At 66.1% G+C, this 11,084-nt stretch carries 6 protein-coding genes; all 6 read right to left on the bottom strand.

All coding sequences use genetic code 11. From position 1 onward, the window contains the following. Window positions 1-212: 212 nt before the first annotated feature. Window positions 213-1,259: a LacI family DNA-binding transcriptional regulator gene (locus tag ACEN88_RS15545; RefSeq protein ID WP_413340950.1), complete on the bottom strand. Its 1,047-nt coding sequence runs from the start codon at window positions 1,257-1,259 to the stop codon at window positions 213-215. After that, complete coding sequence (locus ACEN88_RS15540) at window positions 1,256-2,365, bottom strand: glycoside hydrolase family 43 protein (protein ID WP_413340949.1); 1,110 nt, start codon at window positions 2,363-2,365, stop codon at window positions 1,256-1,258. The genes ACEN88_RS15545 and ACEN88_RS15540 overlap by 4 nt, the downstream gene beginning before the upstream one ends. A 13-nt stretch (window positions 2,366-2,378) precedes the next feature. Next, on the bottom strand, window positions 2,379-4,730 hold the full coding sequence (locus ACEN88_RS15535; RefSeq protein ID WP_413340947.1) for a beta-galactosidase: 2,352 nt from the start codon (window positions 4,728-4,730) through the stop codon (window positions 2,379-2,381). A gap of 75 nt (window positions 4,731-4,805) precedes the next feature. Further along, window positions 4,806-7,790 carry a TonB-dependent receptor gene (locus tag ACEN88_RS15530; RefSeq protein ID WP_413340945.1) on the bottom strand — a complete coding sequence of 995 codons (2,985 nt, stop codon included), beginning with the start codon at window positions 7,788-7,790 and terminating at the stop codon, window positions 4,806-4,808. A gap of 307 nt (window positions 7,791-8,097) precedes the next feature. Continuing rightward, entirely contained in the window at window positions 8,098-10,707 is a 2,610-nt protein-coding gene (gene tssH, locus ACEN88_RS15525) for a type VI secretion system ATPase TssH (RefSeq protein WP_413340943.1), read from the bottom strand. Between the two features lie 27 nt (window positions 10,708-10,734). After that, window positions 10,735-11,084 (bottom strand): type VI secretion system baseplate subunit TssG (locus ACEN88_RS15520; RefSeq protein ID WP_413340942.1); only part of this gene is annotated, 350 nt, incomplete at its 5' end.

The following is an 11,084-nucleotide window of genomic DNA, read 5'->3' as shown; positions in this document are numbered from 1 at the left end:
GTCGGGCGAGCGCCCCGCGATGACGACGGCGCTGCCGTCCGCGAGCAGCGACCGCGCGAGACTCAGCCCCATCCCCGAACTGCCGCCGACGACCAATACCTTTTCCTTGTTCATTTCCCCTCCCGTGACATCGATGGCGCGATTGTCGGCGCACCGTACCGGAAAGAGAAACGGGAAAAACCGATCGGCGCCATCGGCAACGCCGATGACCGTCAGTCGGCCCCCGAAGTGGACTCCCGCACCACCAGCGTGAACGGCATCAGTTGGTGCCGCCGGTCATAGGCGTGACCCGAGCGCTGGGCGCGGACATGCTCGATCAGCAGCGCGACGGCGCTGCGCGCCATGTCCGTGATCGGCTGGTGGATCGTCGTCAGTTCCGGCCACACGGTCGTCGCGACGGGCGTGTCGTCGAAGCCGCAGACCGTCAGGTCGTCCGGCACCTGCAGGTGCATCCCGTGCGCGACGGCGATGACGGCGGCCGCCATGTCGTCGTTGCTGGCGAAGATGGCCGTCGGCCGGGTCGGTTGCCCCAGCAGCTCGCGCGCCGCCAGCAGGCCGGAACGGTAGGTGAACATGCCCTGCGCCACCCGCTCGGCGGGCACGTCGAGGCCCGCGCCGCGCATCGCATCGATGAATGCCTGGTAACGCAGCTGGGTCGGCGTGTGTTCCGGGTCGCCCTTGATGAAGCCGATGTCCGTGTGGCCCAGCGCGAGCAGGTGCCGCATCATCGTCAGCGCGCCTTCGTAGTCGTCGATGCGCACCGCCGACATCTGCGGTGACGGCCGCGCGGTGGCGACGGCGACGGAGGGGATGCCCAGTTCCGCAAGCATCTTGAGGGCGGACTTCGAATCGCACAGCGGCGGCGGCACGAGGATGCCGTCGGCGCCGTCATCGATCAGGCGGTCGATCGCCTTGCGCTGGCTCTTCAGGTTGTCGCAGTGTTCGAGGATCAGGTGCGCGCCGCTCTGGCCGCACTCGGTGAGCGCGCCGACGAGGAACGCGCTGAGGAAGGCCTCGCTGGGGTTGCTGTACAACAGGCCGACACGGAGTGTACCGATGCGCGCGGCGCGCGCCGCCACATTGACCTCGTAATTGAGTTCGCCGATCGCGCGCATCACCTTTTCCCGGTTCTTGATGCTGACGCTCGTATTGCCGTTGATGACGCGCGAGACGGTCATGGCCGAGACCCCGGCCCGGCTGGCGACGTCCCACACCGTCGCGCCGCCCGCAGAGCGGTCGGTCTTGCCGGGTTCGGTCATCGATTGCCTCCCATGGCGCCAGGCCCGTCGCAAGGCAGCTTGTCCATCTCCGCCAGCGTCCACTGGTCGCGCCAGCGCACCACCGGCTTGCCGTCCTCCCACTCGACCGGCTGCCACACGTAGCGCCCGTCGATGGCATTCTCCTTGCGCCACACGTCGAGCATCAGGATATGCCGCGTGCAGCCGTTGCGCTGTAACGTGAGCGCATATGTCGACTGGCCGCCGAACGTGATCTTCTGCTGTTCCGGCGTGCCGCGCACCGGGTTGCCGAGCGCCGTCCACGGACCCAGCGGGTTGTCCGCGACGTACGACTTCGCCGCGTTCGGCGCCCAGCCCGTCAGGCCCGACGTCACGAGGTAGTATTTGCCGCCGTGCTTGAAGACGGCCGGCGCCTCGTCGTCGCCGTTCGGCTTCACGCGCGCGTACTGTCCGGCCGAACGCAGGTAGTCGTCCGTCAGGCGCGACACGTGCATCGTGTGATTTTCCTCCGACGCGTAGAACTGCCAGGCCTTGCCGTCGTCGTCCACGAACAAGGTCATGTCGCGCGACATCTGCCCGCCCGCGAAGTCGCGCGCGAGGAAGGACGTGGCGGCATCCTTGTCGTCGGGCTTGACATCGACCGGCCATGCACCCGCGTCCGGCCGGAACGAGCCTTGATACACGTACGGCCCCGTCACCTTGTCGGCGACGGCCACGCCGGCGCGCGCCGCGTCGTAGCGCTTGCCCTTCAGCTCCAGGTGGAACCACATGACGAACTTGCCCGTCTTTGCATTGCGGATCACTTTCGGCCGTTCGATGATCGCATCGCGCACGATGTCGCTCGCGGGGTCGTCGGTGACGGCGAGCGCGATGCCCTCGTCCTTCCAGTCGGTCAGGTTGCGCGAACTGTACACGTGCACGCCGACCTGCGCGCGGTTGCCGGCCGTGCCGGCGACCTTGTGCTCGCCAAACCAGTAATACACGCCGTCGTGCTGCAGGATGCCGCCGCCGTGCGCGTTGATGTGCACGCCCTTGTCGTCGGGCCAGATTGCGCCGGGCCGGAACACGTCGCCGGCCTGCGCATGGGTCGCCACGGCCAGGACCGCGGCTGCCAGGAATACTTTCATTGCGTCTCCTCGATTATTCCACCACCAGCCTGTCGCCCACGTAGGCGCGGAAGCGGCGGATGCGTCCCGCGGTGCCGTCCGGCCCCTGGCGCGGCACGTAGCGCAGGCCGGCCACGTCCATCTGCCGCCCCAGGTCGATCACGAGGCGGTGCGGGTATGGGGCCTTGTCCGCCGTGATCCAGTAATCGCTGTTCTGGCCGTTGATGGCGTTCAGCGCGCCGCCGTCTGACTTCGTCGCTTCCTCGCTGTCGACCCAGGCGATGGTCCAGTTGGACTGGTCGAGCGTCTTGCCGTCCTTGTCCAGCAGGGCCAGCTCCGCCACGGCCGCATACGGCTTGCCGTCGAACGCGTCGAGTCCCTCCAGGCAGAACTGGCGGCCTTTCACCGAAGCCGCAAAGCGCACGTCCTGCGTCTGCGAGCCCGGCGCGAATTCGCCGTCGTGCGCCGGCTTCACGCCGTCCAGCTGCAGGCGGACGGTGCTCGGTGGGCGCGGCAGGTCGCGCTCGCGGTGCAGCTGGTCGAGGATCGGGGTCGTACGTCCCGCGATCGTCGGTGTGCCCTGCCCGCGCGGTCCCGTCAGGTCGAGTACCACGACCTCGTTGCGGCCCTTGCGGATCCACGGTCCCGGCAGATACATCGTCTGCGTGGGACCGATGCTCCAGAACCTGCCGAGGCAGCGGCCGTTGACCCAGACGACGCCCTGGCCCCACGCCGACATGTCGAGGAACGTATCGTCGGTGCGCGCGGCATCGAAGGCGCCACGGTAGAACGCCGCGCCCTTGCCCCGGCCTTGTTTGAAGGCGAGCGGCGGCAGGACGCCGTCCGCATCGAAATCGATGGCGCGGATTTCCCAGTTCTCCAGCGGCTGTGCGGTGCCGCCCTTCGCGGTGAACGTGACGGGACCGTGGATGCCCTTGCGGTCATGGATCTCCACGCCGAAGTTGACGCGCGCGATCGTGTACAGCAGGATCTCGAGCACGGCCGGCTTGCCGCGCGCCGGTACGTCGACCTTGTAGCGGCGGTAGCGCGTGTCGAACGTGCCGACCTGCCTGCCGTCGATCGTGATCCACGCGAGGTCGCGCGCGCGCGCCACTTCCACGACGCCCGCCGGACCGGCCGGCAGGGTCACGCGATACGAGACGAGGCCGCGGCTGATGTCGTACTGCTCGATCGGCTTCGGTGATACTGCCTTGATCATGCGCGCGGGCAGCGCGGTCTTCACCGGCACGGACTCGGCCAGCGCGAACGGGGAAATCGCCATGACGGGCATGCGCGGCGGCGGCTCGGGCAGCGTTTCGCCCGGCGCCAGGAACGGCGTCATCGCCGCGCGGTACGCGTCGAATTTCGCGCCGATCCAGCCCGCTTCGCCGATCGGCGCGTCGTAGTCGTAACTCGTCGTGTCGGGCCGGAACGGGCGGTCGCAACCGCCCCACAGGCCGAACGTCGTGCCGCCGTGCGCCATGTACAGGCTGAACGAACCGTTCGCCTTCAGCATCGCGGCGATGTCCTTCGTCGCACCCTCGACGCCGCCGCCGTGGTGCGGCGAGCCCCACGTGTCGAACCAGCCTGAGTAATACTCGCCGCACATGCGGGGGCCCTTCTGCACGGCGTCCAGCGCCTTGAAGCCGGCGGCCGGGTCGCTGCCGAAGTTCGCCACCGTGAACAGTTCGGGGATGTGCGTGCGTGCGACGGCATTCGTCGGATTGCACTGGAACAGCGGGACGTCGAAGCCGGCATCCAGCAGCGCCTGGCGCAGCACGCGCAGGTAACCCACGTCGTCGCCGAAGAAGCCGTATTCGTTCTCGACCTGCACCATCAGGATCGGACCGCCGTGCGTGACCTGCTGCGGGCCGAGCACGCGCCCGACTTCCTTCAGCCAGCGCCGCGCCGGCGCGAGGTAGGCCTCGTCGCGCGTGCGCAGGAAGTCGTCGCCGTCGTGCTTCAGCAGCCACCACGGCAGGCCGCCCATCTCCCACTCGGCGCAGGCATACGGGCCCGGACGCAGGATCACCCACAGGCCTTCCTGCTGAGCGAGCCGGCAGAATTCGGCGGCGTCACGCTGGGCGGCCCAGTCGTAGCGCCCTTCGCGCCACTCGTGGTAGTTCCAGAACAGATAGGCGCAGACGGCATTCAGGCCCATCGCCTTGATGGTCTTCAGGCGGTGCGACCAGTACTCGCGCGGCACGCGCGCGAAGTGCATCTCGCCGCAGCGGATCTGGATCGGCTTCCCGTCCAGCAGGAAGTCGTGGTCGCCGATCGCGAACCGGTGCGAGGCTGCCGCGTGGAGGGTGCCCGTAAACGGCAAGAGCGCAGCAGATGCAGCCGCGCGCTGCAACAGGCGGCGGCGCTGGAAACTGATGGTCATGTGGTCGGTATCCAAAGAAAAAAACCGGCACGGCCGGCCGCGCGGTGCGGTCGTCCGTGCCGGTGCTTGCCGTGATCAGAACTTGTAGCGCAGGCCGAGGCTGAACGAGCGGCCGTTGTCCATGTGCGAGTACTCCCGGCCCGTTTCCATGGTTTGCACTTCGCCGGCGTAGCGGTTGGGCGCCGTGTTCGTGATGTTCGACGCATTGAAGGACAGCGTCAGGTGCTCGTCGATCGCGTAGTTGATCGATCCGTCGACCAGACCGTAGGACCCGATGTAAGTGCTGAACAACGGAATGAGTCCGTTGTAACCCCGGTTCTGGGACGAACGCCAGGTGTACACGAGGCGGGCCGACAGCTTGCTGTCCTCGTACATGCCGGTAAGGCTGTAGCTGTTCTTGGATACGAAGTTCTGCTGCGCGTCGATGAAGATGGGCGCCGTGTTCGTGCCGATATTCAGCGGAGCGGACGTATCGACATACGTATAGGAGCCTGCCACACCGAAGTTCTTCAGCCAGCTATCCTTGTCGTTGAAGAACCACTGCCCGGACAATTCCACGCCGCGCGCATAGCCCTTCGCGGCATTGACGTTCTTCGAGACCATCCACTGGCCACTCGAGCAGCCGTTGCTGGGCCCCGTGTAGGACACCGCATTCTGCGGCATCCCGCAGCTCGAGAGTTGGCTGAAGAAGCCGCTGATGTCCTTGTTGAACAGGCCGAGCGCCAGATAGTTCGTCGGGCTGAAATAGCGCTCGAGCGAGAGGTCGACACTGTCGGCTTTCTGCGGGCTCAGGTCCGGATTGCCCACGTTGGCGGTGCCGTTTCCGAAGTTGTACGAGTAGTTCGGATTCAGCAGGTCCAGATTGGGACGGGTCATGCCGCGGCCATAGCCGAAGCGGGCCAGGAAATCCTTCGCGATGTCGTAGGTGACGTTAAACGCCGGCAGGACATTCGTGTAGGTCGTCGTTTTCGTATTGTCGATCAGCGGGGACGTCGCCTGGGCCGGGTCGGAGAGGACGCGCGCGGTCGCCTGGGACTTGGTGCGGACGACACGTACGCCGACGTTACCCTTGAGGCGCTCGTCGAACGCCGCGAAGTCGGTGGAGACGTAACCGGCCAGCGTATTCTCGTTGAGATAACGACGGCCCAGCTCATATTCCGGGTAGCTGCCCTCGGGGACGATATTCGCTTGCGGGAATTGTGCGGCAACCTGGTTGCCCAGCAGCGCGTCCGGGTTGTACACGACAAAGCCCCCGGTATAGCCGTTCTGATTGCCCAGCATGTTCGTCGGCGCCTGTCCCAGGACGCCCGGCTTGGACGCCGCGGAAATCGCGTTCGAGTAATCGGCGGCGAGCGGCTTGCCGTCCGTCGTCAACCACTTGCCCCCGTTGTAGGGATTCTTGTCAAAGAACCGATTGGTCTGATGCGCAAAGCGCGTGCCGAACTTCAACCTGGTGAAGAAGCCGTCTTCGAACGTATAGATGCCGCTGAGCGCGGTCGCGGCGCCATTGTCGTGGAATTCCTGGTAGCCGTCGCCGCTGTATTTCTGGAAGACGAATTTGGCTGGATCGGACCAATCGTTGCCGTGAATGTCGGTGTAGTGGCCGTCGTTCCAGTTCTGGTTGACGCGAGTAATATCGAAGTACTGGCCGGGTGCGTTGCCCATCTCGACACGGCGGTTGTCCTTGATGCGGTCCGCCCTGATGTAGTTGATATCGCCCTTGAGCGACAGTGCGGGGGTCGGGCTCCACTCGACGCCCGTGGCCACGTTCCAGGTCGTGTACAGGCTGTGCTCATCGCCGCCCCACGTACCGATCGGCTGGTTCAGGAAGGTACCGCCGAGCGCACGCTGGGTAGTCACGACGTCGTTGCTGCCGCCGTTGGCGTTGCGGTTGGCCATGTACTCGTTGATGGTGAACGGCGTGAGCGTCAGGTTCTGGACGTTACCCCCGTAGTCGTTGAAAATGCGGGTAAAAAGATAGTTCTGGTTGTACAGGTAAGAGGTGTAGGCGCCTTCGGTGTAGAAGCGCAAGGTATTGTTGACGCGATAATCGGCCCCGAGGTTCAGGGCTTTGCGCGTGCGCGCGATGCTTTCCACACTGGGCCAGGGACCGAGGGTATTGGCGGAGATAATGTTGGCGGCCTGTGCGGGTGTCAGCTTGGACGTGTCCGGCACTGCGTTGGGAGTAACGGTGCCCGCCGCCGGTATCACGTCCACGGGCGCCAGGTAAGTGATGTCGCTGCGGCCGACATATTTCGACATGGGCAGGGCCACGTTATTGCCCGTGTTCGCGGCCGCCAGGCTCGCGTACTCGGCGCTGTCGCCACGAACCGTGCGCCGGTAATTCATACCGCCATTGGTGCCGGCAGAGTCGTTACGGCTGGTGGTCTTCTGGAAGGCGAAGGCGGCCATCACGCCGATACGCGAACCGCCGCCGAGATCGAAGCGGTTGGCGAGCAGTCCGCTTACTTCAGGTTCTTTCTTCCGGACGAGATCGTTGTAGCGCATATTGCCGTTCAGCACGGCGGTAAAACCCTTGAAATCACTCGGATTGCGGGTGCGCAGGTTGATCAGGCCGCCGATGGCACCTTCGACGTGTTCGGCCGAAGGGTTCTTGTAGACGTCGATGCCGGCGACCATGGCCGGAACCGCGTCTTCGATGTTGAATTCGCGCGAGCCGGCGGTGAAATAGGCGCGTCCGTTGATTTGCGACGCCGTCTGGTTCGACAGGCCGCGGATGGTCATGCCGGAGCCGTTGCCGCCCGGCGAGGCGCCTTCGCCGCCGTAGCGGTAACCCTGCACGCCCGGCAGGCGTGTGAGCGTTTCCGCGACGTTAGGATCGGGCAGCTTGCCGATGTCGTCGGCCGTGATGGAGTCGACGACTTCCATCGCGTTCTTCTTGATCGAAAGGGACGATTCCGCGCTGGCGCGGAGGCCCTTCACGACGACGGTGTTGGCTTCGACCGGCGCGACCTGTGCCAGCGCTTGCGACGCGAAGGCCTGGGACAGGGCCAGTGCGACGAGGGTCATGCGCGGGACGGTGTAGTATTTCTGGTGCATCTTCTTCTCCTCCAAGTAATCCGAATGGACTTGTCGTCTTATTGTTTCGCTGGTTTTACGGCTTGCCATGCAGCCGGCTGCCGTTTTAGATATCGATAACAATGCGAATGGATTATAGGAGTTCGCCGAGTAATAAAAGCAACCATTCGGCGTTATGATTTTTACTAGTGATGCGAGGAAGATACGGTAGAGACGGGCGTTATCGCTAACACGGCCCTAAAACCATGCAGCGTGGATCGGCGCGCACCGACGCCGACCACACCCTGTTTGTTATCGATATCGACGAGCGCAGCCCGCCCGTCCATTTCTACGCGATTGCATACGTGAAATCGCCGCTCTGGTCCGCGCCCACCGCGATCCGCTCGATCGCCGCCCCTTCCGCCATGCGCGCCAGGACGGCCTCGGCAATCTGCGGCAGCAAGGTGCCGTTGAGGATGTTGTCGACGTTGCGCGCGCCGGAATCGACTTCCGTGCAGCGGGCCAGCACGGCCTCCACGAGCGACTCGTCGTACGCGAACGCCGCCTTGTGGTTGGCGGCCACGCGCTGGCCGATGCGTCCGAGCTTGAGTTCGATGATTTGCGCCAGCACGTCGTCCGGGATCGGATAGAACGGCACGACTTTCAGGCGGCCCAGGAACGCCGGCTTGAACTGCTTGACGAGTGCGGGACGGATCAGCGCCTCCAGTTCCTCGGCGCCCGGCACCTCTTCCGGCGCCTTGTTCAGGCAAGCCTGCATCAGCGTGCTCGACGCGACGTTCGACGTGAGGATGATGAGCGTGTTGCGGAAATCGACTTCGCGGCCTTCGGCGTCGTCCAGCACGCCCTTGTCGAAGACCTGGAAGAACAGCTCAAGCACGTCCGGGTGGGCCTTTTCCACCTCGTCGAGCAGCACGACGCTGTACGGGTTGCGGCGCACGGCTTCCGTCAGCACGCCGCCCTCGCCATAGCCCACATAGCCCGGCGGCGAGCCTTTCAGGCCGGAGACGCTGTGCGCCTCCTGGTATTCGCTCATGTTGATGGTGACGAGCTTGCGTTCGCCGCCGTACAGCACGTCGGCCAGCGCCAGCGCCGTCTCCGTCTTGCCGACGCCGGACGGGCCGACGAACAGGAACACGCCCTGCGGCTTGTTCGGATCGTCGAGGTTCGCGCGCGCCGTGCGCACGCGCTGCGCGACCGCGTCGATCGCATGCGACTGGCCCAGCACGCGCTGCTCCAGCAGGTCCTGCAGGTTCAGCACCGTGCGGATCTCGTCCTTGACCATCTTGCCGAGCGGGATACCGGTCCAGCCGGCGACGATGCCGGCGACTACGTGGCCATCCACCTGCAGCGGCACGAGAGGCGCCTCGCCCTGCACGGCCTTCAGTTCGTCGCGCAGGCCGCGCGCGTCCGCTGCTTCGCGGATGCGGTTTACGAGATCGCGCTCGCGCTCCCAGCGCGCGCGCAACGTGGCCAGTTCGTCTTCGGCGGCACCGCGCGCCGCCGACAACTCGCCCAGCCGCGCATCGTGTGCGCCCTCGCCCGCCGCCTGCTCGCGCTCCAGCGCCGCGCGTTCGGCATCGAGGCGCTCCAGCTGGCGCGTGAGGTCTTCGATGCGGGCCGGCGCCGCGTCGCGGCCCAGCGCCACTTTCGCGCACGCGGTGTCCAGCACGCCGATGGCCTTGTCCGGCAGCTGGCGCCCGCTGATGTAGCGGTGCGACAGGCGTACCGCTTCCGTGATGGCCTCGTCGTGGATGCGGACATTGAAATGCTTCTCCATCAGCGGCGCCATCCCGCGCAGCATCGCGCACGCCAGTTCCTCGCTCGGCTCCTCGACCTTCACGACCTGGAACCGGCGCGCCAGCGCGGGATCCTTCTCGAAGTATTTCTTGTACTCGCTCCACGTGGTGGCCGCGATCGTGCGCAGCTCGCCCCGTGCCAGCGCCGGCTTCAGCAAATTCGCCGCGTCGTTCTGGCCCGCCTGGCCGCCCGCGCCGATCATCGTATGCGCCTCGTCGATGAACAGGATGATCGGGTGCGGGCTCTTTTTCACTTCGTCGATGGTGTTCTTGAGGCGGTTCTCGAACTCGCCCTTCACGCTGGCGCCGGCCTGCAGCAGGCCCAGGTCCAGCACGTGAATTTCCACGCCGCGCAATACCTCGGGCACGTCGCCGGTCGCGACGCGCAATGCAAGGCCTTCCACGACGGCCGTCTTGCCGACGCCCGCTTCGCCCGTCAGGATCGGGTTGTTCTGGCGGCGGCGCATGAGGATGTCGACGAGCTGGCGGATTTCCGCGTCGCGCCCGATCACCGGGTCGACCTTGCCGTCGCGCGCGCGCTGCGTCAGGTTCGTCGTGAACTGGTCCAGCGCGGGCGTCTTCGACGGTCCCTGGCGCCGCAGCTCGCCCACCGGGTCGCCGCCCGCGTCCTGCACGGGCGCCGCGACGACGGCCGGTGCTTCGTCGGAGCCGCCCGTCACGTCGTCGAAATGGTGCTTGATGCGGTCCAGGTCGAATTCGGCGAACTGCGGCGACACCCGGTGCGCCAGCTGCGCCAGCTCGGGAGAACTCAGGAGCGCCTGCAGCAGATGGCCGCTGCGGATGCCGGCCTGCTGGCCCGCGCGCAGGTCGAGCGACGCGATGAGCCACGCGTGTTCGAACAGTTTCGGCAACCGCTCCGAGAACACGGGCGTGCGCGTGTTGCCGCTCCTGAAGCCGGCCACTTCCGCGTGCAGGTCCGCCTCGAGCCGCTCGATCGACACGCCGCAGCGCCGCGCGATCACGGCCAGGTCGCACGCGGGCTGTTCCAGCAGCGCGAGGAACAGGTGCTCGATGTCGACCTCGTACTGTCCCAGCGACACGCACAGGCCGGCCGCCCGCGTGGCGGCCGCGCGGCAGGTGTCGTCCAGTTTGCCGATCAGGGTTTTCAGGTTGATGCTCATCGCGTGTCCTCTTTCAGTTGGCATGTCTTAGTTTGCGTGAATCTCATAGCGCACATCGGCGCGGTCTTGTATTTGGGGGCCGTCGACGAGGAACCCGTCCCAGCCCAGGCGTGCGCCGGCCGTCCGCGTGCCGGCCAACGTGCTGCCCCGCACGTCGGCCGCGCGCAGCACGAGCTGCACTTCGTATTCGAGCGACAGCCCGGTGAACATGGTCACCATATTGCCCAGCGCGCGCGCCGCGCGCCCGCCCGGCAGGAAGGCTTCGTAGGACGGCAGGTCCAGCGGACCGATGACGAGGCGCAGGCGCAGGTCGCGCTGCCACACGCGCGTGCCGGCCCTGGCGCCGCGTGCTCTGTGTGTTATACACATGTCCGCGC

This window comes from Massilia sp. CT11-108, from assembly GCF_047302915.1.
GTDB classification, from domain to species: Bacteria; Pseudomonadota; Gammaproteobacteria; order Burkholderiales; family Burkholderiaceae_D; genus Telluria; species Telluria orientalis.
Note: the sequence above shows the minus strand (reverse complement) of the source record. Positions and strands in the feature narration are given on the sequence as shown.